General features: G+C 59.1%; 15 protein-coding genes and 2 tRNA genes. 10 read left to right on the top strand and 7 right to left on the bottom strand.

The window, feature by feature from the left end; all coding sequences use genetic code 11:
* Positions 1–104: 104 nt before the first annotated feature.
* On the bottom strand, positions 105–545 hold the full coding sequence (locus HCG46_RS03865; RefSeq protein ID WP_022997944.1) for a ketosteroid isomerase-related protein: 441 nt from the start codon (positions 543–545) through the stop codon (positions 105–107).
* Positions 546–916: 371 nt separating this feature from the next.
* Between HCG46_RS03865 and HCG46_RS03870 the strand changes: the two genes are divergently transcribed.
* From HCG46_RS03870 to HCG46_RS03890, 5 genes are all read left to right on the top strand, one after another.
* Positions 917–991 (top strand) — tRNA-Thr (locus HCG46_RS03870).
* Between the two features lies 1 nt (position 992).
* Positions 993–1,056 (top strand) — tRNA-Lys (locus tag HCG46_RS03875).
* Positions 1,057–1,450: 394 nt separating this feature from the next.
* Positions 1,451–2,605 (top strand): slipin family protein, encoded by a 1,155-nt coding sequence (locus HCG46_RS03880; protein ID WP_168684714.1) that lies wholly within the window; start codon positions 1,451–1,453, stop codon positions 2,603–2,605.
* 165 nt (positions 2,606–2,770) lie between these two features.
* Positions 2,771–3,322 (top strand): RNA 2'-phosphotransferase, encoded by a 552-nt coding sequence (locus tag HCG46_RS03885; protein WP_055655696.1) that lies wholly within the window; start codon positions 2,771–2,773, stop codon positions 3,320–3,322.
* Positions 3,323–3,493: 171 nt separating this feature from the next.
* On the top strand, positions 3,494–4,963 hold the full coding sequence (locus HCG46_RS03890) for an MFS transporter (protein ID WP_168684716.1): 1,470 nt from the start codon (positions 3,494–3,496) through the stop codon (positions 4,961–4,963).
* Positions 4,964–4,972: 9 nt separating this feature from the next.
* On the opposite strand, the gene HCG46_RS03895 is transcribed toward HCG46_RS03890, so the two are convergent.
* Positions 4,973–6,448, bottom strand: a complete 1,476-nt coding sequence (locus HCG46_RS03895; RefSeq protein WP_168684718.1) for an MFS transporter — start codon at positions 6,446–6,448, stop codon at positions 4,973–4,975.
* A gap of 250 nt (positions 6,449–6,698) precedes the next feature.
* Here HCG46_RS03895 and HCG46_RS03900 point away from each other — a divergent pair, with 250 nt between their 5' ends.
* Positions 6,699–7,811 (top strand): PAAR domain-containing protein, encoded by a 1,113-nt coding sequence (locus tag HCG46_RS03900; RefSeq protein ID WP_082809695.1) that lies wholly within the window; start codon positions 6,699–6,701, stop codon positions 7,809–7,811.
* A gap of 56 nt (positions 7,812–7,867) precedes the next feature.
* Entirely contained in the window at positions 7,868–8,851 is a 984-nt protein-coding gene (locus HCG46_RS03905) for a hypothetical protein (protein WP_168684720.1), read from the top strand.
* Between the two features lie 20 nt (positions 8,852–8,871).
* Here HCG46_RS03905 and HCG46_RS03910 read toward each other — a convergent pair whose 3' ends face one another.
* The 4 genes from HCG46_RS03910 to HCG46_RS03925 form a co-directional block, all read right to left on the bottom strand.
* Complete coding sequence (locus HCG46_RS03910) at positions 8,872–10,158, bottom strand: DUF930 domain-containing protein (RefSeq protein ID WP_168684722.1); 1,287 nt, start codon at positions 10,156–10,158, stop codon at positions 8,872–8,874.
* Positions 10,159–10,264: 106 nt separating this feature from the next.
* Positions 10,265–12,253: an RNA polymerase sigma factor RpoD gene (gene rpoD / locus HCG46_RS03915; protein ID WP_031268185.1), complete on the bottom strand. Its 1,989-nt coding sequence runs from the start codon at positions 12,251–12,253 to the stop codon at positions 10,265–10,267.
* A 530-nt stretch (positions 12,254–12,783) separates the two neighbouring features.
* Positions 12,784–14,730: a DNA primase gene (dnaG, locus tag HCG46_RS03920; RefSeq protein ID WP_168684724.1), complete on the bottom strand. Its 1,947-nt coding sequence runs from the start codon at positions 14,728–14,730 to the stop codon at positions 12,784–12,786.
* A gap of 174 nt (positions 14,731–14,904) precedes the next feature.
* A complete protein-coding gene (locus HCG46_RS03925; RefSeq protein WP_051990208.1) occupies positions 14,905–15,399 on the bottom strand; it encodes a GatB/YqeY domain-containing protein in 495 nt (164 codons plus the stop codon).
* A 245-nt stretch (positions 15,400–15,644) separates the two neighbouring features.
* Here HCG46_RS03925 and carA point away from each other — a divergent pair, with 245 nt between their 5' ends.
* Positions 15,645–16,829, top strand: a complete 1,185-nt coding sequence (carA, locus tag HCG46_RS03930) for a glutamine-hydrolyzing carbamoyl-phosphate synthase small subunit (RefSeq protein ID WP_168684734.1) — start codon at positions 15,645–15,647, stop codon at positions 16,827–16,829.
* Between the two features lie 151 nt (positions 16,830–16,980).
* On the opposite strand, the gene HCG46_RS03935 is transcribed toward carA, so the two are convergent.
* The gene (locus HCG46_RS03935; protein WP_022997956.1) at positions 16,981–17,418 is read right to left on the bottom strand and encodes a MerR family transcriptional regulator; all 438 of its coding nucleotides are present in this window, start codon (positions 17,416–17,418) and stop codon (positions 16,981–16,983) included.
* Between the two features lie 870 nt (positions 17,419–18,288).
* Here HCG46_RS03935 and HCG46_RS03940 point away from each other — a divergent pair.
* Both HCG46_RS03940 and carB read left to right on the top strand, forming a co-directional pair.
* Positions 18,289–18,567, top strand: coding sequence for a helix-turn-helix transcriptional regulator (locus HCG46_RS03940; protein WP_022997958.1), 279 nt, complete (start codon positions 18,289–18,291; stop codon positions 18,565–18,567).
* 171 nt (positions 18,568–18,738) lie between these two features.
* Positions 18,739–22,101, top strand: a complete 3,363-nt coding sequence (carB, locus tag HCG46_RS03945; protein ID WP_062487795.1) for a carbamoyl-phosphate synthase large subunit — start codon at positions 18,739–18,741, stop codon at positions 22,099–22,101.
* The last annotated feature ends 112 nt before the right edge of the window (positions 22,102–22,213 follow it).

A 22,213-nucleotide genomic window follows, 5' to 3' on the forward strand; every position in this document is an offset into this window, starting at 1 on the left:
CCTTCTCAGAAACAAAAAAGCTCCCCGCGGATGACCACGGAGAGCTGATCGATCAAATGAAATTTGCCTGTCCGGCTCTGCTCACGCAGAAGCAGGGTTTTGGCTCAGGCCTCTTCCGGCACTTTTTCACCCGCACCTTCCGTCACCTGGTCGATCCAGTCCTGAAGGTTGTAATAGGTGGTGATGCGGGCGATTTGACCATTGCGGATCTCGAAAAAGCTGCCCGCCGGCAGCTTGTAGGTCTGGCCGTTCGCGGGCGGCAATCCGCTGTCGGTGCCGATATAGCTGCCATGGACGATGAACTCGGCAGCAGCCCGTGTCCCGTCTTCACTGACGAACAGCACGATGTCGCTGAGGCGTTCCTTATAGCAGCGCGTCATGTGAACGTTGAAGGACCAGAACTTGTCCTTGCCGACACGGCGCTCACCCTGATTGACGTCATGGATCAGGTCGTCGGCAACCAGGCTTTCCATTTTCTTGGTATCGCCTGCATTGAAGGCGGCAAAATAGGTGTCGATCAGAAACCGGGACTGTTTGTTGGCCATAGGTCCTCGCAGGGGCGGAAACACAATCTGGCCGGGAGTTTGCCTTCGCCGTCTTCCCGGCGCAAGAGGTCGAGGAGATTGCGGTTTACGGTTCTTCACCGAAACCGCTTCAAACCAACCAAAGTCCCCGCCCAGGGCGACAGCTGGCACCTTGGGCAAAAGTGACAAAAATACAACATACTGTATCACATTAGCAACAAACATCGCTTCTCTTGAAATTGCCGGTTGCATTGGTACCCGCTCTCGAAGTATCAACCCGTCACCGGTCACCATACTGGCACAGACATCAACGGTTCGGCCATTTTTCGCCACCCGCATGATCAGGCCCTGCCCACTCATGTACGGATGCTGTTCTGGTGGATCGGACAATCGCGCATGAAGTTTAACGGTTGAACGCCGGGAGTGTACCCCGGAAGCAACAGGTTCGACTCCTGTGATGTGCTCCATGGATAGCTCAGTGGTAGAGCATCGGACCTTTAATCCGACTGTCGCGAGTTCAACTCTCGCTCCAAAAACACGGCCTCCAACGCCGAACTGGCTTGTCACGCCAGCAGCTATGCAAGCTGTTCCATTGGGGACCCGGAGAGGTCTTGCGAACGCGGACTGGCCCTTTTGCCTTCGGGAGAAAGTGCCCTGACCGCCGACGCCAGGTCGCTTCGCCCGGCCTTTGGCAAAGGCTCTGCCGCCGCTTTGCCGGAACCGCCTGTTTTCGAACGGGTTGGAACCCGCATTGCCGCTGCTACGCCCTCTGGCCAAGGGCCCGCCGGGAGACCTCGTGCTCTCTTCGGGTCTCATCGTTTCACCCCGGACGCCTCATGACGAGCGACCGGTTTCCTCAACCTCCAACCATCTTCAACACCGGAAAGGACAACCACGTGCCTTAGCGCATTGGAAGGATTATCGAAATGACGACTTTTCTCGACAAGATCCGCGGGCGGACCCGCGTAGTGATTTCTGAAACGGAACGGGCTCTCCACATCTGCAAGGGAGAGCTCCAGGGTATACTCGGACCCGGTGAACACAGCCTCGAAAATGGCCGTGGCACCCTGGTGATCGAGCGCCAGTCGATGGCAATGCCTCAGTTCCGGTCGGCCTACGAGAAGGCGCTCTTCGATAAGCTTCCGCAAGTTGCCGAAGAGCACTTGACCGTTATCCGGACCGGACCGGGTGAAGTGGCGATTGTGGAACGGGACAACCGTATCCACACCGTGCTTGGCCCGGACGAGCGGCTTGTCCTGTGGACGGATGCCGGCCCGTGGACCTTCGAGGTCATCGACACGGCTGCCGACCCGGCCCTCACGCAGAAGCTCATGCGCCGGCTCGGGGATGCCCGTCAGACGCAGCAGTTCGTGATCGTGCCGGTGACCGACGGTAGCGTCGCCCTCCTCTTCATGGATGGCGTGCTCACCAAGGTGCTTGAAGCCGGGGTGCATGCCTTCTGGAAGGCAGGCCGAACCGTGGCGCAGAAGGTCATCGACCTCAAGCGTCAGGCTCTCGACGTTACCGGTCAGGAAGTCTTGACCCTCGACCGCGTTACCATCCGGATCAACCTCTCCGCGGATTACCGTGTGGTTGACCCGGTGAAGGCCGCAACCGAGGTGAAGGACTTCACCGACACGCTCTACCGGGCCTTGCAGCTTGTGTTCCGCAAGCAGCTCGGCGCGCTCAAGCTCGACCAGATCCTTGAAAAGAAGGGGGAGGTCAACGCGGAAGCTGCCGGAAAGATCAAGGCCGACATGGCTGAAATCGGTGTCGAGGTCTCCGACATCGTCCTCAAGGACGTGATCCTTCCGGGCGAAATGCGCGAGATCCTCAACAAGGTGGTGGCAGCCGAAAAGGAAGCCGAAGCCAATGTGATCCGGCGCCGTGAAGAAACGAACGCAACCCGTTCGCTTCTCAACACGGCCAAGGTCATGGCCGAAAACCCGGTCATGCTTCGGCTCAAGGAGCTCGAAGCGCTTGAAGCCATCGCCGGCAAGGTCGACCGGCTCACGGTCCACAACGGAACCGGAGGCCTCATGAACGACCTCGTCCGGCTTCGGGACGACAACGCGGCATGAGCCAGAACGGCGCGGGGCAACCTGCGCCGTTTCTGTTTCAGCACGGCCATTGCAGGCCATGGCTTTCCAGGTCCTGTCACCTGGCCACCTCGATTGAGGGTGCGCTCGCCCGCTTTCGCAGGGGTCGCAGAATTTGAAAACAGTATACATTTAAAGAAAAAGACAATGAAAACAGACACAAAGATCTCGAAACGCCTGTCTTTCTGGCTAAGACACAAACCGGAAGACGCCGGTTTGATGCTGTCAGACAGCGGTTGGGCTGACGTAGCTGATGTCCTTGGCGCCTTCAGAGCCCTCGGCCTTGATTGCAAAAGGGATCAGCTGGAAAGAATAGTCGCGACCAACGACAAGAAACGCTTCGAGTTCTCCGAAGACGGCAAACACATTCGCGCACGTCAGGGTCATTCGATTGACATTGAACTGGGCCTCACAGCTTTACAGCCTCCGGAGTTCCTGTTCCACGGAACGGCAACACGCTTTCTGCCGCCCATTCTGGCCGAAGGCCTGAAACCTATGGCGCGGCACCATGTGCATCTGTCACCGGATCGCGACACCGCGCACAAGGTCGGAAGCCGTCACGGCAAACCTGCAATTCTTCAGGTCGCGGCCAGCGCAATGCAGGCGGAGGGGCACACGTTTTACAGAACGGAGAACGGCGTCTGGCTGACGGATGCCGTTCCCGCACATTTCCTGGCACTGACAGAAACCCATCCATAATAGGTCTCTTCGCGAATTCGGCATCCCTGGTTACATCGTCCGGGCCGGCATGAACCAAGGGCCTTCGATGGCTAGCCCTCACCCATACCGGCGCAAAAATAAAAAAATAATTTCTTTCTTTATTTTCGAAGCTCAATATATAAAGAAAATACTTTCTTTATCGAGGTTGTCATGTCCATCAGCTCGCCAGCGCTCCCGCCCGTCAGCCCGTCACTCTTTTCACCGGAACGCGCGGCCGGCACACTGGCGCTGGTACTCGGGGTCGGGTCTCACGCCATCAACGGCTTCGTTACCACCGCTGTCCTGCCGGACATCATCCGAGATCTTGGCGGGCAGGACCGAGCATTCTGGGTATTTTCCTCCTTCGAAATGATGGCAATCCTGGCGGGCTGCCTCACTGGCGCAGCAAAGGTCCGTTTCGGTGCCCGCAGTCCCTTCCTGTTGGCGTCGCTCCTGCTTGCGGGCGGATCGGTGCTTGCGGGTATCTCGACATCTCTGGAAGGGCTGATTGCCGGACGCGCCCTGCAGGGTTTCGGCGAAGGCATGATCATCGCGCTGTGCTATTCGCTGATCCCGGATCTCTTCCCCAGCAACATCGCCCCGCGTGTCTTTGCCTTGCTGGCAGGGGTCTGGGCCGTTGCAGCGGGTATCGGGCCGGTTTCGGCCGGCTTGCTGTCTGAACTCTGGTCGTGGCGCGCCGCCTTCCTGATCAACATACCCTTCGTGCTGCTGCTGTTCGTCCTGATGAACACGGCCTTGCCTGCGCACGCAGTCCGTCCGGCCACGGCAAGCGACCCCACGGCCAGAAGATTGCCGGTCCGTTTGCTGGTTCGCCTTGCCCTGCTGGCAGCAAGCATCTTTCTCCTGACCGTGATAGGCGAGCTGCATGCGCCCCTGCCGCTTGCCCTGACGATTGCAGCCGGTCTGGCAACCGCAGCGCTGCTGCTGACCTTTGACGCCGCAAGCCCGCATCGCCTTTTCCCGCGCGATGCCTTCCGGGCGCAGACCCTGATCGGCCTCGGCACCTGGATCGTGTTCCTCATTTCCGCTGCCGCTGCGGTGCGGGCGGTTTTCGTGACGACGGTCGGCCAGGTCTACTGGGGTCTCAGCGTGACGCAGGCAAGTTATGTTGCCGCCGGGCTCGCCTTCTCCTGGTCGATCTTCGCCGTCATCTCTTCCCGTGCACCGTCGCGGCAGCGCGAACTGACCTATCTGACGACCGGTCCGTTCCTGATCGCCGGCGGCTTGACCCTCACTGCTCTTGCCATCACGACCGCGTCGCTGCCTTTGTTTGCGCTCGCTGCCGTGGTTGCCGGTGCCGGCCACGGGCTGTGCAACCAGATCCTGATACGTTCGCTGATGTACACCGCCGAGGGAGAAGACCAGAACCTGGTCTCCAGCATCCTGCCGACCATTTCCTCTGCCGGTATTGCCGTCGGCGGCGGCCTTACCGGACTGATCGCAATTGTCACCGGTCTTGTTGCACCGGGATCGGAAGAACTGCTCACCCGGGAGGCCGTCGCGCGGTCCGGCGCCTCCGTCTTCTACATCAATGCGGGCCTGACACTGGTTCCAGCCCTGGCGATGCTGGTGCTACGTTACAGATTGACTGCGCGGGAAAACGCCATCGCAAACGAATAGCCGCCCTCCTCACCCAAGGCCGGCACCGCGCGTCTCGATCCGGTAGACCCACGTCACCACCGCCCCCAGCAGCGAGGTAACCACGAGGCCAGCCAGCAGCACGTCCGTTCCCAGGTCCTTGAGTAGAATTGGAAACAGGAAGGCAGTCAGAACCGCACCGATCTTGGCGAAGGAAGCCGCAAGGCCCGCCCCCGTGCCGCGATAGGCGACAGGAAACACCTCGCCGGCAATCAGGTAGGTCTGCGCATTCGGTCCCATGTTGGTCATGAAGTTGAACAGCATGAAGCCTGCAAAGATCAGGGGGACGTCCCATCCAGGCCCTGCATGGTTGCCGGAAGCCGCAATCGCCAGACCAACGGCGCAGCCGATGAAACCGATCACCTGAAGGCGGACACGGCCGATCCGGTCAGTGAACATCACCGCAAAGACAATGCCGACAATCAGCAGGACGTCGATCAGGGCGGCGCCTTTCGCCGCAAGCAGATCATTGTAGACCAGATCAGAGAGCGACTGTGCGTGCTCGCGCTTGTTGCCAATTGAACTGGCCAGGATGACCGGCGTGAAAATGCCGATGCCATATGTCCCGAGATCCTGCAGGAACCAGGGAACCGACGCAAAGATCGTTGCCTTGCGCAGTTTCCGGTCTGTCAGGAACCGGCTCCACTTGACCTTGTGCGCATGCGGCGAAGCGGCTGTTTCAGCCTTCAGCGAAATCTCGCTTGGATATCTCGGGCGCCGGTTCAGCAATCTCAGCAACGCGGTTTCCGCTTCTGCTACCCGTCCCCTCACGATCAGCCAGTTGGAGCTTTCCGGAACAAAGAAGCGGCCGGCCAGGATCAGAAGAGCAGGCGGAACGGCCGTCAGATACATCCAGCGCCAGGCTTCGGGATCCGGAAACCAGGTGAGCGTCAGAAAGGCAAGCCCTGTACCCGACAATGCTCCGACCGCCTGAAAACTGAAGGCTCCCAGAACCATCCGTCCACGTGCCCGCGCCGGAATGTTCTCCGAGATCACCATATGCGCCGTCGGATAGTCACAGCCGAGCGCCAGGCCGACACCGAAGAGCGCTATCAGGGTAATCGAAAGGTTCGGCGCTATCGAAAGCACCAGCAGAAAGGCGATGAAGAGCGCCATCTCGACGATGAACATCGCCCGTCGTCCGAACCGGTCCGCAAGCCCGCCCAGTGCTGTCGCCCCGATCAGGATGCCGAACAGGATCGCCGAACTGACAAGCCCGTGCTCCACCGCAGTCAATTTGAATTCCCGCCCGATCAGCGGCAGGGCGATGCCGGTCATGAAGACAACCATGCCTTCAAAGAACTTGCCGGCGCAGGCCAGCCACCAGATACGCCACTGCATGCCGGTCAGGATGGAACTGTCGACATCCGTACCATCGCGCCAGATCGGTGTCTCCTCGATATAGGCCTGCGGACTATCGAGGCTTGCAACTGATGCGGTGGAGAAGGTCTGCCGGACGTCGCTCATATAATCCCTCCGTTTGCCAATCGGGAAAGCAGGAGAAGGATAGACTGACGGTTATGAAATTCTGGTGATTGTCGTAGCGTAAACTTTCATTCGAAGAAAACTGCCGCCTCAACTCGGGTGACCTTTGCCTGTTCTGCAGCAACGAAGGTCTTCTTCACGGTCGATCCGTCTCCTGGTCGCGATAAGCAGTATTGACAGTGTGAAACAACTTTCCGATGATCCGGCAGTTTTTATTAAGACCGGTTCATTTATGGGTTTTCCTGCCGCTCGTCTCACCGACCTGCATACCTGCCCCATGTGCATGGGGGTTCCCGCGCCAATCGTATGGAAAGGCGCCTATACCGTGCTTACCGGCAAGCTGCCGCAGGCACGTGTTGGCGACATGTGCGTTTGCGTCGGCCCGCCGCCTCCAGCTGGTGGTGACCCCATCATTACGGGTGCGTGGACGGTTCTGGTCGAAGGCAGCCCTGCTGCGCGAATGACCGATCTGACCGCAAAGGCCGGAACAATCATAACCGGCCTGCCAACGGTTCTGATCGGAACGCAAGGCGGTGGTGGTGGAGGCGGTGGCGGAGGAGCAGGCGGCGCAGCGCCTCCGGCAAAAAGTCCGCACAAGTTCTCCGCCAGCGCGGAGAAAGGCGGCGAGAAGCCGTACAAGGAAAGATACAAGAAAAAATACAACTCGAAAGGCGTTGAGAATCCGGACAAAGAACAGCGTTCGCTGAAGGATCAGCTTAAGGACGACGCCGAGATCAGCGCCGAATACGAGTATGAGCTGTTCAGCAAGGAAAAGACCTTCTGGGAATCGGAAGGCGGTCATTTCAAGACCGAGGCGAGCGCGGAGGCAAAGCTCGGCATATCCGGCGATATCAACGGGGATTTTGCCGCTGGAGCTTATGCAAATGCGAAGGTTGCCGCCATCACCGGAAAGGCCGAAGGCAAGACGCTTAACGGGCTTGTCGGTGGCAAGGTGGAAGGCGAAGCCTTGTCCGCTTCAGCCGAAGGCGGTGTCGGCTTCAGAAAATCCGAAGATTTTGCGGGAGTGGAAGGCAAAATCGGAGGTGAACTCGTTCTGGTACAGGCCAGCGCCGAAGGCACCATTAACATCAGTCCCAAAACCCTGTACGACAACACTCTTGGCCCGTTTTTGAGCTGGGTGAGCGGAGATCCGGCGAAACGAACGCTCGACAGTGCCTATGACCACGGCCTTCGAATCGGAGGCCGCGGAGAAGCCGGTGTCGGGGCTGCAGCCGGGGCCAGCGCGCAGGCAGGAAAAATCGGTGGCGCCTATGGCGTGACTGCGGAAGCCAAGGCAGGGGCCGGTCCGATGGCGGGCTTCAAGGTCTTTGTCGGAGTTTATTAGACAGGTGGTTTTGCACTCGAGACCGCCGGCAGGAACACCCAAGGGTGATAATCGGAATGACCACTGAGGACTATGTCGCCGCCGAACTGACCGCAATCAGCCCGGCCCCGTTTGCGTTCCAGCTTCTGCTTCCCGGAAGCTGGGAAGTGAAGCAGGTCAACGAGCAGCCCCTCACGGTGGACAGCCCCACCATCATTGCGGTTTTCGAGCCTCCCCATGCCACGAATATCTCCGTCCAGGTGATCGGCATTCTCCTCAACAACGAAATCTCGGCCGCACACTGGCTCGAATACTACTGCTCCCTGTCGTCCTGGCATGTCGACACCCTGCAGCCGATCGATGCTCGCCGCGCACGCGCAAGCTGCTTCGTCAGAGCCGAAGGCCACGAACTGCGCGGCCTCGTCACCGTCACGGTGAATGGCAATACGCTGATCCTGATCCAGGCCTTTGTGCCTTCCAGCGAGTTTGCTGCCCTTTCGGACGTCGTCAACATGGCCGTCAGGTCCTTCCGCACCGAGCAGGTCAGGCAGCCGAACGTGATCGAGGACTGGAGCAACTTTTCCCTGTTCCAGGACATCGGTTTCTTCTTCCCGGCGTCCTGGCATGTCAACCAGCCGCAATCCGGTCTGGCCGATCGCATGGCCATCGACTTTGCCCGCACGGGCTCCAACGGCGAGATCCTCGGGTTTGCCAGACTGAAGGCGATCAGCGCACAGCAGCCGGTAGACCTTGTTCAGGAACTGAGCAAGACCAGACGGGAGTTCGAAGGTTCCGACATCATTTTCGACGCGGGTGCGACTTCGAAAGCGGTGACGCTCGACCCGCCGTTTATCGAAGCCACCGAAGTGACCGTCGGTGCCCGCACGAGTGAAAGCGATGATCCGCTGGAATTCACCGCGCTGGCGATGAAGACCCCGTCACACGTGATCATCAGCTCCATACTTGGCCCCTCTCGCAAGACGTCGTTCTACAATTGGGCGGTGAACATGCGTGCGCACGAAATCGCCAACGCGTCGCTGCAATTCAAGCGTCAGTCCTGAGGTCAGTCAAACTGGCGGGATCAGAACCCCGTCAGTCCCCGTTCCAGCCACTGACTTTGCGGGATCTCCTTGCCGATCTTGAAGGAGAACCGCTCCACACGCGTCACGCCGCTGTCCGTCTCGCAGCGGAAAGCCACGTCGAACCAGCGGCCAAGACTGCGGAAAGCGGCGATACGCGGTTGCAGAACGTTGCCGCCACGAGGCCGGAAAGACGGCAGCAGTTCAGGCGGCAAGGAACTGACGGAAGCTATCTGCTCTCTCAACTCGGTCATGCACAAGAGGTTCAGCCGCTGGCCCTCGGTCATGCCGCGCATGGCCGTGCGCGCCTGCGGATCATCCAGAATATCGCGGGAATAAAGTTCCCGAGCTGCAATCATTCCGGCTGGAGGTCCTTCCGAGCCGCCTGATGCCCTCCCTCCTCCTGCCTGGTCGCGTTGAGGCGAAGCCACCGGTTTCGGTGGTTTGGGAGCGGGCGTCTTGTTCGTTGCGATCGGTCCGACAATTCCGAAGTCTTCGGCGGGCTGCTCTCCGGTTTCAGCCGTGTCCGTTTCCGCGCCGGTTCCAACGGTCTCCTCTGGCAGGGCCTCCGGCTGTTCGGGTGTTTCCGCAACGTCTGAGGCCTCCTCAGGGGCTTCGCTTTCATCGGCGGCGTCTTCAGCGGCGGTATCCTGCGCTTCTTCCGAAGCATCCTCCTGCGGCGCTTCGGTTTCGGCAGCCTCGGTTTCCTGACCTTCGCCCTCACCTTCGCCTTCGCCGGCGTCCGTTTCGCCCGCCTGGGCCTCATCCGTCTGCGCGTCGGTTTCCGCCTGCTGCTCACTCTCCGAGGATGCGCTTTCAGCGGATGCCGGCGGCGTTTCCTCTTCCCCTTGCAGCCCCGTATCTTCTTCGCCGAACTCGGTCACTTCCTGCAGAACGGACGGCTCTGGCGGTTGTTCGGGCGTCTCGGCAAGGTCTTCGCGAGCGGACGCTGGCGGTGGCGGAGGTGGCGGCGGGGCTTCCTCGGCCTGCTCCTGTTCCTGCGGCTCGGGTTGTTCGGGTGTTTCCACCTCTTCCTGCTCCGGTTGCTCCGGTTCAGGTTGCTCAAGTTCCACAGGTGGCGTCTCTTCCTCCCGCGGCGGCGGAGGCAGCAGTTCGACTTCAACCACGTCCTGCAAGGGCTGGGTCGTATAGCCGGATACGCCTTCCAGCAGCATCAAGGCCACAAGCGCGTGCAGCACGGCGGAGACCACAAGCCCCCACAGGAAAAGCCGCCGGTCCGCAGGCTCGATCCCGACCATGTTCCGGTCCATGTCGGCGGTGATGGCCAATAGAGCGCCCTTAAAGCAAAGTTGCCGGTTGATTTCAGGTTCGAAGTTTCAAAAAAACCCGGCGTCTCCGCCGGGTTCTTTGATGTTTCAAGCTCTTCCCGGCAGCTTAGCTGTCCAGGAACGAACGCAGCTTGCGAGACCGGCTCGGGTGCTTCAGCTTGCGCAGCGCCTTCGCTTCGATCTGGCGGATACGTTCACGGGTAACCGAGAACTGCTGCCCGACTTCTTCCAGAGTGTGGTCGGTGTTCATGCCGATACCGAAACGCATGCGCAGCACGCGTTCCTCACGCGGAGTGAGCGAGGCGAGCACGCGGGTGGTGGTTTCGCGCAGGTTCGACTGGATGGCCGCATCAATGGGCAGAACAGCGTTCTTGTCCTCGATGAAATCGCCCAGGTGCGAATCTTCCTCGTCACCAATCGGTGTTTCGAGCGAGATCGGTTCCTTGGCAATTTTCAGAACCTTGCGAACCTTCTCCAGCGGCATCTGCAGCTTTTCTGCCAGCTCTTCCGGGGTCGGCTCGCGTCCGATTTCATGCAGCATCTGGCGCGACGTACGCACGATCTTGTTGATCGTTTCGATCATGTGCACCGGAATACGGATGGTACGGGCCTGGTCGGCAATCGAACGGGTGATCGCCTGCCGGATCCACCATGTCGCATAGGTGGAGAACTTGTAGCCGCGCCGGTATTCGAACTTGTCCACCGCCTTCATCAGGCCGATGTTGCCTTCCTGGATCAGATCCAGGAACTGCAGGCCGCGGTTGGTGTATTTCTTCGCGATGGAGATCACGAGACGCAGGTTCGCCTCGACCATTTCCTTCTTCGCGATACGTGCCTCGCGCTCGCCCTTCTGCACCATTGCAACGATGCGGCGGAATTCGGTGATTTCCAGCCCGGTTTCGGTGGCCAGCGTCTGGATGTCCTGACGCAGCTCGCGAACGGTTTCCTTTTCCTTCGCAATGAAGTTTTTCCAGCCGCGCGTGGAAAGATTGGCAACCTTGCGCAGCCAGTTCGGGTCGAGCTCGGCACCCTGATACTGCTTCAGGAAGTCCGTGCGGTCGACATTGTAGCTGTCGGCCAGACGCAGCAGACGGCCTTCATAGCCCATCAGGCGCTTGTTGATGTCATAGAGCTGGGCAACCAGGGCGTCGATACGGTTCTGGTTGAGCGACAGGCTCTTCACATCAACGATGATGTCTTCTTTCAGCTTCTTGTAGCGGCGCTCCTGGCTTGGCGACAGGGTCTTGTTGGCCAGCTTGTTTTCCACCAGCTGATCCTGCAGGCGGCGAAGCTTCTTGTAGTTGTCGGCGATGTTGTCGAAGGTTTCCAGGACGCCCGGCTTCAGCTCGGCTTCCATCGCGGACAGGGAAACGTTGGATTCGAACTCGTCGTCGTCATCCTCGCCGTCACCGTCTTCGCTTTCGTTTTCGGTGTCTTCAGACGCACCGCCGGAGTTTTCCGAATTGCCTTCGCCCGGGGCCACATCGTCATTGGCAACGGCCGGGCCGGCCTTGGCATCAGGGCCGGCATAGGTTGCTTCCAGATCGATAATGTCGCGCAGAAGAACCTGGGCTTCGTTCAACTCGTCACGCCAGATGATGATGGCCTGGAAGGTCAGCGGGCTTTCGCAAAGACCCGCAATCATCGCCTCGCGGCCAGCCTCGATGCGCTTGGCAATCGCGATTTCGCCTTCACGCGACAGGAGCTCGACCGAGCCCATCTCGCGCAGATACATGCGCACGGGATCGTCGGTGCGGTCGGCGGGCTCTTTCGTGGTGCTCTTGGCAAGTGCCGTCGTGCTTGCGGCAACCAGATCGCCGCCATCGACTTCTTCCGGGCCTTCTTCGGCTTCGTCGGAATCGATCACGTTGATGCCCATATCGGAAAGCATGGACATGGTGTCTTCGATCTTTTCCGAAGACACCTGCTCCGAGGGCAGAACCTCGTTCAGTTCATCATAGGTGACATAGCCGCGTTTCTTGGCGGCTTTGATCATCTTTTTGACAGCGGCATCCGACAGGTCCAGCAGAGGGCCGTCAGGGCCGTCCGTGCTCTGCTCCTGTGTGTCGTCTGCTTGTGTCGCTTTGGCTACCATATCGTGCTCCAGTTCGCGGCCGGTCCGGCCACGCCGCGCCCTTTGTTTGGCTTCAACCCAATTCACCCCCAGCGCGCCAGCATGTGGTGCGGCGGCGTCTGAAAGAATCACTGCGGTTAGGTTTGTAAGCCGTGTCCCTTAAGTCCCAATTAACCGTACACTTTTCGACATTGGCATATTTCAGCATCGACGCAGCACACGGCCTTTTCTGTCGGCATCCGGAAACGGATGCGTAAAAGGTGTTCGTTCGGGTTGCAGCTATATTAAGACTTTTGCCGCGAGCAGGCTTGAAAGCTCCGGCGCTTGAGGGCTGCAAAGGTTCTATTTAGCTCGGCTCACGCGATTCGCAAGTGTGATTCGTCACCGGTCAATTGGAAAATGCCATTTTTGTGCTCCTGCGCACACCAAAGAGGGCATTTTCAGGCCCAATGCCGGTTCGTCGCCAGAAAACGGGTCGCTGCTCCAAAAGTTCCCTTTTCCGGAACTGAAGGTCCACACATCCTCGTTTAAGCCACCGGCAAGCCATTCCATCAATGAGCTGCCACGGCCACAGGAGGTGCCGTGCGGATCTTTTTGGCACGCTCGGCAAGGTCGGCTTCATCGCGCGCACATTCCTCTCGCCTCCGGCTGAGGTCCTGCGTCAGGGCCTGGATGCGCATCCAGGAATTCTCATCAAGCTGCTCGTCCGCGGTAGCAAGCTCGGAGGAGAGTTCGTCTTCCAGCGCATTGAGCTCCAGGACATCGAGAAAGTGCAGATAGGCCGCTTCGATGAAATCCTCCGGCGGGTTGGATTTCAGAAGCGGGAAGCGATGGATCAGCGCGGAAAACTCCGCACCACGTTGCTGCTGCATGCCGATGGTTTCGAGCATCATTTCACCCATGATGTCCCGAAGCGGTTCCTCGAATGCGCTGGTCAGGTCGGAAATGGGCGTCGCTTCCAGATCATCGACGATCCGGCACAGAATGTCCCGCAATTGCCTGTGGAGGTCATTGGCAAACGGCAACCTGGAAAACCGCTCGAAGTTCCTGTCGAGCAGATGCGGGAAGCGCATGCTCAAACCGAGCACCAGCCGTTCGGTGCCGAAATCGTGGCTGGCAGCAACCCGTTCGCGTGCCGTGCCGAGCGGAGACGCCGCGTCGGCTGAACCGCCGCCCTTGCCACCCTTGCCCCCCTGCCGGGACTGGCGTGCCTGCTCGAAGAACAGGTTCGACAGCTTGAACTTGAGATCGAGCTGATACCGTCGACGCACCCGCTCGTCGCGAATGGTGGCAATCAGATCATCGAACCGCTTCTCCAGTGCCGCCTTGCGTTCAGGCGTATCGAGTCGTGAAACGGAAATCTCCCGCTCCCAGACCACATCGAACAGGGACTGTGCTCGCTCGACTTCGTCATGAAAGCCTGCCACCCCGCGCTGCTTGATGAGGTCATCGGGGTCCATGCCGTCAGGCAGGAAGCAGAACTGGAACGAATAGCCGCTCTTGAGCACCGGAAAGATCCGGTCGATGGCGCGATGCGCTGCCGAAACACCTGCCGCATCGCCGTCAAAGCAGATCACCGGTTCGGGGGCGAATTTCCAGAGCCGCACCACCTGATCTTCGGTAAAGGCCGTGCCCAAGGACGCGACCACATGGTGGATGCCCGCCTGCCAGAGGGCGATCGCATCGAGATAGCCCTCCACCACCACTGCCTCGCCGCTTTTGAAGGCGGGTTCACGTGCGCGATGGGCGTTGAACAGCATGACACCCTTGTGAAACAGGGGTGTTTCCGGCGAGTTCAGATATTTCGGCTGTCCGTCCGGAGACAGGGTTCGCCCGCCAAAGGCGACCACCCGGCCGCGGTCGTCCTGGATCGGGATCATCAAACGTCCGCGGAACCGGTCGTAGGACGGGCGCCCGTCTTCCGGCTTGATGATGAGCCCTGCCTCGATCATTGCAGCTTCCGGGATCTCGCGCGCTGCTAGATATCCCTTCAGCGCATCGCGGCTTTCAGGCGCAAACCCGAACCGGAATTCGCGCAGCGTATCGGGCGTCAGGCCGCGTTTTTGCGTATAGGCACGGGCGGTGTCGCCACGTGGGCCCGCGAACTCGGCCTGAAAGAACTGCGCCGCCATTTCGCAGATATCAGCAAGCCCGGCCCGCTTCTTCTCGCGCCGCGCCGCCTGGGGATCGGGCGCAGGCAGACCGACGCCGGACTGTTCGGCAAGGCGTTCGACAGCCTCCGGAAAGCTCAGCCCTTCGGTTTCACACAGGAACGTAAAATGATCACCGGACGCACCGCAGCCAAAACATTTGTAGCGGTTACGGCGATCGTCGACGTGAAAACTTGGGCTCTTTTCCTGGTGAAACGGGCAGCACGCCCAATAGTCGCCCTTGCCCGGCTGCGTCTTGCGCCTGGCCCAGGTCACACGCCGCCCGACAACATCCGACAAGGTCAGACGGGCACGAATTTCATCGAGTAGGCGCGGTTCGAAACGCATGGAACAGTGTACGGGTCCGGATTACAGAAAACGGCATCCTGCCATCGGCACATTCGGGCGCCGCCGGTCAGTCCGCCAAAATAGAATGTCTTGAAGGTCGTTTCCAGTGGTGCCGGGCCTCATGCCCGGCTTCTGGAAGATTTTTGCATCAGCCTCACCGGCCGCAACAGCGGCTCAGTCCTGTTTACCAGTCCCGGTGCTGCCCTGTTCACCACCGTCAGCGCGCAACATGTCCTTCACCAGGCAGGACGCCTGCACGAAGTCCATTTTCCCGGGATAACGGCTCTTCAGTTCGTTCATGCAGCGGCCGATGTCACGCAGACCATGCGCGTCGATATCCTTGACCGTCTCTTCGCAGATCTTCTGCATTTCCTCGTCACTGAGCTGAACGGGCAGAAATTCACGGATGATTTCCTGCTCTTCGCGCTCCTGCTCGGCCAGGTCGAGCTGTCCGCTGCTTTCGAACTCTTCTGCGGAAGTTTCCCGCTGACGGATCATTTTTTGAAGGATCTCAATCACTTCGGTTTCGTTGACGCCGTCCTTGCCGTTTTCACGGGCAGCAGCCTCACGGTCCTTCACAGCGGTCTGCACCAGACGCAACGTGGCGCACCTGCGCTTGTCGCCTTCGTCCTGTGCCGCTTTCAGGGCAGCGTTGATTCTTTCGCGCATCACATCGCGCATGGTTCACCCCACCCCTGCCGCGCTGAGGCCCGGCGCTCAGGGGCGCCATTCCATTTTCTCAGCCAAGCCATTGAATTTTAAAGATCTTTTTTCAGAGGATCAATATTGACGATCCAAGCCGCTTCCCATAGAGTCCCGCGCTTAATGCAGGCGGCCTTTTGCGGGCTTTCCAGCCCGCCGCAGACGCCCTTCCTGCAGCGCATGATGTCACCAACAAGATCTGGAAACAAGACATGACGACTGCAGACGCATGGTCCGAGACCCCGGCGACCGCCTTGCTTGTGCTCTCCGACGGCAGTGTAATCGAGGGACAGGGCCTCGGCGCAACCGGCCAAGCCGTTGGTGAGATTTGCTTTAATACGGCAATGACCGGTTACCAGGAGATCCTGACCGACCCATCCTATTCCGGTCAGATCATCACCTTCACATTTCCGCATATTGGCAATGTCGGCACCAACGATGAAGACATCGAGACGGTCAACATGGCCGCAGACAGCGGCATCCGCGGCGTTGTGCTGGCAGCCGCCATCACCGATCCGGCCAACTACCGGGCGGCAAAACATCTCGATGCGTGGCTGAAGAGCCGCAACCTGATCGGCATCAGCGGCATCGACACCCGCGCGCTGACCGCACTGATCCGGGAAAAAGGCGTGCCCAACGGCGTGATCGCGCATTCGCCGGACGGCAAATTCGATGTCGATGCCCTGAAAACGGCCGCCAGAAACTGGCCCGGCCTGGTGGGTATGGACCTTGCCAAGGACGCTTCCACCACCCAGTCGCACCAGTGGCACCAGACGACCTGGAAATGGGACGAGGGCTACGGCGAGGCAAAGTCCGGCAAGTTCAAGGTCGTTGCCATCGACTACGGCATCAAGCGCAACATCCTGCGCCTTCTGGCTGACGCCGGCTGCGAGGTCACGGTTCTCCCTGCGACCGCGACCGCGGATGACGTCCTGGCGCAAGCGCCCGATGGCGTGTTCCTGTCAAACGGCCCCGGTGATCCGGCCGCAACGGGCGACTACGCGGTGCCGATGATCAGAAAGATTGTCGATGCGGGCGTTCCCACGTTCGGGATCTGCCTTGGCCACCAGATGCTCGCACTGGCGCTTGGCGGCAAGACCCTCAAGATGCACCAGGGGCACCATGGCGCCAATCATCCGGTATTCGACCACACCACCGGCAAGGTTGAAATCACGTCGATGAACCATGGCTTCGCGGTGGATGCGGACAGTCTGCCGGACAACGTTCAGCAGACCCATGTCTCCCTGTTCGACGGATCCAACTGTGGTCTGGCGATGAAGGACAAACCCGTCTTTTCCGTCCAGTACCACCCGGAAGCATCCCCCGGCCCACGTGACAGCCACTACCTGTTCAAGCGGTTCACCGACCTGATGGAAAGCGCGAAATCGGCAGCCTGACCTACTCGGGCCCCGGGAAATGCAGACAAGCGTTTGGCCGACGAACCAGCCGGCCAACGCCACTCCGCCACCGGAATGCAGCATTGTCTCAAATAAAAAACCCCGGCGTGCAGTGCACACCGGGGTTTTTTGATAACTGATGCCGGAAGCTTTATCCGATCAGTTCGTCAAATGCCGTCAGGATCTGACCGACTTCTGCGATCTGCTCGTCAAGCATCTGCTTCTGCTCCACCAGGATTTCCTGTTGCGCAAGGCAGATTTCCTGAAGTTCCTTGAACTGGTCTTCCCGTTTGCCGTTGCCTTCCACCAGCTTGATCACCCGGCGGATTTCGGCAAGCGTGAGGCCGATCTTCTTGGCCTGCAGGATTACCCGCATCCGCGAAACGTCACGAGGACCGTAGAAACGGCGTGCGCCCTTGCGAACCGGATTGAGAAGACCCTTTTCTTCGTAGAAACGAAGCGTCCTGAGCGTTACGTCGAACCGCTCGGACATTTCCGAGATCGCGAGAGCGCGATCGTCAAGCATCACTTCTTGTCCTGGCCCGGCTATATCCGGCACCACGACCATCTTGGTTGCTACATTGTTCATACTTTTAAGCCCGATCTTGTCTTTTTTGTTCCAAGTCTGGCTGGGTCTTGCTGCGCTCCCGACTCGCCGGTCCCACCTCCGGTTCATCAGGTCCCACTAGCACCGCAATTACAGCCCCCTCAGCTTGAAGCGCAATGCTCTTCGCTTCAGAAGCTCCCAACGCCAAACTCATAGGAGACTAAGCAGTAGTCTAATACACCGGATCGACAGTTAAAATCTACGCCAAATTTAGGAATATTGCCCAGTTTTTATGGAAGTTTCAGTTATGCGAAAACTAAAACTAAAAACCTACGAGAAAGGACACGCAACTACGAATGTTTATTCAGGGGCACTTTAGCCAAAACACGAACAAATATTAATTATCGATAATCTGAATATAAGAACTAGACTTTTCTTGAATATATAAATCCACAATAAATTTTCTTTACCTCACGGCAACGACCAAGGGAAAATTACTTAGTTCGCTTACTCCTAACCCTGAGGATTATTACAATTAGTGAATTTCCCTTAGATACTATGTAGGCAAAAAAGTTCACGAATCGTGATCCGCGAGACGAAAATGAACGCTACATACGCAACAATACCCGCTATGCGCGAATATCAATTCCGCCTTACTCCTCATGAAAAGATAAGGAAAAATCTAAGCTTATCACTTATTTGACCAACCGTTACGGCACCGAACAAGTATATCAATTTTTTGTCCACACGGTCAATTTTACCATCAAATTCAACCACCTCCATCGACGCAAAAGAGCACATTGTGCACTTCTCGATTGACAAGCGATGAGCAAGGTTATTTTTGTCAGAAGTACTGGACGAGCGAACCCGCAAGGGGATGCCCGCAACCAAGGTATTCTGGAATAAGACGAAATGGCCGATTCAAAATCCAAAGACACCATGCCCGGCATGACCCCGCAGCAGTTCCGCCATTGGCGGCGAGCACTCGGGCTCAAGCAGAAGGATGCGGCAGACCGTCTGGGCCTGAAGAAGCGCATGATCCAGTATTACGAAAAGGGAAATCGCGACGGGCGACCCGTTGAAATTCCCAAATCCATCCGCCTTGCCTGCTATGCATTGTCGGAAGGGATCGGCGACTTTGACGGCCAGACAACGATCCCGTTACCCGCCGAAATTGCCAAGCCGGAATAAAGTCGTGATTTTAGCTCGCAAAAGGTCGACTTTCACGCCCTGGCGGGGTTCCCTCCTGCGCAGCTTTTCCCTATAAGACGCGCTCAGCCAACATAGTCATACCCTCATGTCCGAGCCAGACCGAATAGCGAGCCCGCTGTCCGGAAAGGCCGCTGCGAGCTGCGAGCCGAGATGCCAAAACGCACAGATATCTCTTCCATCCTGATTATTGGTGCCGGTCCGATTGTCATCGGCCAGGCATGTGAATTCGATTATTCGGGCACCCAGGCCTGCAAGGCGCTGCGCGAGGAAGGGTATCGCATCATCCTGGTCAACTCGAATCCGGCGACGATCATGACCGACCCGGACCTGGCTGACGCGACCTACATCGAGCCGATCACTCCCGAGCTGGTGGCCAAGATCATCGAGAAGGAACGCCCGGACGCGCTTCTGCCGACGATGGGTGGCCAGACCGCGCTGAACTGCGCACTCGATCTGGAACAGATGGGTGTTCTGGAAAAATACGGCGTGGAAATGATCGGCGCCCGCGCCGATGTCATCGAAAAGGCTGAAGACCGCGAAAAGTTCCGGGCTGCGATGGACGTCATCGGCTTGGAAAACCCGCGCGCGGCCATCGCCTCCTCCCCGGCAATTCACGACGAGAACGGCCGGATCGTCGGTTACGACCGCAATGCAGGCTATCTTGAAGCCATGCGCGCCATCGACGAGATCGGCCTGCCGGCCATCATCCGTCCCGCCTTCACGCTCGGCGGCACCGGCGGCGGCGTTGCCTATAACCGGGAAGAATTCGAAACCATTGTCCGCTCCGGCATCGACGCATCTCCAGTCGGTCAGGTCCTGATCGACGAGAGCCTGCTCGGCTGGAAGGAATATGAAATGGAAGTGGTCCGCGACACGGCGGACAACTGCATCATCATTTGCTCCATCGAGAACGTCGATCCGATGGGTGTGCATACCGGTGATTCCATCACTGTCGCGCCGGCCCTGACGCTGACCGACAAGGAATACCAGATCATGCGCGACGCCTCGATTGCGGTGCTGCGCGAGATCGGCGTGGAAACCGGCGGATCGAACGTGCAGTTCGCGGTCAATCCGGACAATGGCCGCCTGGTCGTCATCGAAATGAACCCGCGCGTGTCGCGGTCTTCCGCCCTGGCCTCCAAGGCAACCGGTTTCCCGATCGCCAAGATCGCGGCCAAGCTTGCTGTCGGCTACACGCTGGACGAGCTGGAGAACGACATCACCGGCGGCGCAACCCCGGCATCGTTCGAACCGACCATCGATTACGTGGTCACCAAGATCCCGCGTTTCGCCTTCGAAAAATTTCCGGGCTCCGAAGCAACCCTGACCACTGCCATGAAGTCGGTCGGCGAAGTGATGGCCATTGGCCGGACCTTCAACGAAAGCCTGCAGAAGGCGTTGCGTGGTCTGGAAACGGGCCTGAACGGCTTTGATGAAACCGAAATCCCGGGCCTTGATCAGGGCGACGACCGCAACGCCCTGCGCGCTGCCGTCTCGACACCGACACCGACCCGGCTTCTCAACGTCGCCCAGGCCATGCGCCTTGGCATGACGGTCGAGGAAATCTACGAGGCCAGCGGCATCAATCCCTGGTTCCTGGAGCAGATCGAAGCCATCCTGGAAATGGAAGCGAAGGTCCGCAAGCTCGGCCTGCCGAAAGATGCAGCGAACTTGCGCAAACTGAAGGCCATGGGCTTTTCCGACGCGCGCCTGGCAAGCCTTGCCGATCTCGATGCATCGGACGTTGCCAAGCTCCGCAAGCAGCTGGACGTGCACCCGGTCTACAAGCGCATCGACACCTGCGCTGCCGAGTTCGCCTCCCCGACTGCCTATATGTATTCCACCTACGAGGCTCCCTTCATGGGGCAGCCCGCGTGCGAGGCGAACCCGTCCGACCGGAAGAAGGTGGTCATTCTGGGTGGCGGCCCGAACCGGATCGGCCAGGGTATCGAGTTCGACTATTGCTGCTGTCATGCCGCCTTCGCGCTGGAAGACGCGGGCTACGAGACCATCATGGTCAACTGCAACCCGGAAACCGTCTCCACCGATTACGACACGTCCGACCGCCTCTACTTCGAGCCGCTGACCGCTGAAGACGTGCTGGAGATCATGCGCAAGGAGCAGGAGAACGGCACGCTGCACGGCGTCATCGTCCAGTTCGGTGGCCAGACCCCGCTCAAGCTGGCGCAGGCGCTGGTCAAGGCGGACGTGCCGATCCTCGGCACTTCACCGGACATGATCGATCTTGCCGAAGACCGTGACCGGTTCCAGAAGCTTCTGATCAAGCTCGACATGAAGCAGCCGGAAAACGGCATCGCCTATTCCGTCGAACAGGGTCGCCTCATCGCCGGTCAGCTCGGCCTGCCTCTGGTGGTCCGCCCGTCCTATGTCCTGGGTGGCCGCGCCATGCAGATCATTCGCGACGAGGAAGCCCTCAACTCCTATCTGCTCGGCACCCTGCCGGAGCTGGTCCCGGCGGAAGTGCGGGCAAAGTACCCGAACGACAAGACCGGCCAGATCAACACCGTGCTGGGCACCAACCCGCTTCTGTTCGACCGCTATCTCGACGGCGCGATCGAGGTGGATGTCGATGCCCTTTGCGACGGCAAGGACGTGTTCGTCTGCGGCATCATGGAGCACATCGAGGAAGCCGGCATCCATTCCGGCGACAGCGCCTGCTCCCTGCCGCCGTTCTCGCTCGGCGAAGAGATGCTTGAAGAACTCAAGCGCCAGACCACGGCATTGGCTCTGGCACTGGAAGTCGGCGGCCTGATGAACGTGCAATACGCCATCAAGAACGGCGAGATCTTCGTTCTGGAAGTCAACCCGCGCGCATCGCGCACCGTGCCCTTCGTCGCCAAGACGATCGGCGCGCCGGTCGCCAAGATCGCCAGCCGCATCATGGCGGGAGAAAGCCTGGCTTCCTTCGGCCTCAGCGAGAAGAAACTCGACCATATCGCGGTCAAGGAAGCTGTCTTCCCGTTCGCCCGCTTTCCCGGCGTCGACACGATCCTCGGACCGGAAATGCGCTCGACTGGCGAAGTCATGGGCCTCGACACTGCCTTCGGCAAGGCCTTTGCCAAGTCCCAGATCGGCTGCGGCACAGGGGTTCCGGACAAGGGCACCGTCTTCGTTTCCATGCGCGACGAAGACAAGGCCGGCGTGCTTGACGCCGTCCGCAGCCTGGAAGCCGGCGGCTTCACGATCATCGCCACCGGCGGCACCCAGAAGTTCCTCGAGGACAAGGGGATTGCGGTGAAGAAGATCAACAAGGTTCTTGAAGGCCGCCCTCATATCGTTGATGCTATCAAGAACGGTGAGGTCCAGCTCGTCTTCAATACGACCGAAGGCGCACAGGCCATCTCCGACAGCCGGTCGATGCGCCGGGCGGCTCTTCTGAACAAGGTACCGTATTACACGACCCTTGCAGGATCAGTGGCTGCTGCGAAAGGCATTGCCGCCCATAAAGCTGGGAGCCTTGAAGTAAGACCTTTACAATCCTACTTCGGCTAAGGCTATTATACTCGTGACCGGCCGGGAAAGCGCGCCTTTCCCGGCTTGGTTTGTTTTTGTCAAAGCGCGGTCCTCGAGATTAGGGGGACCCAATAAGCTGAAGGTCTGAGAC

Origin of the sequence: Labrenzia sp. PO1 (assembly GCF_012273635.1) — a bacterium.
Lineage (GTDB): Bacteria > Pseudomonadota > Alphaproteobacteria > Rhizobiales > Stappiaceae > Roseibium > Roseibium algicola.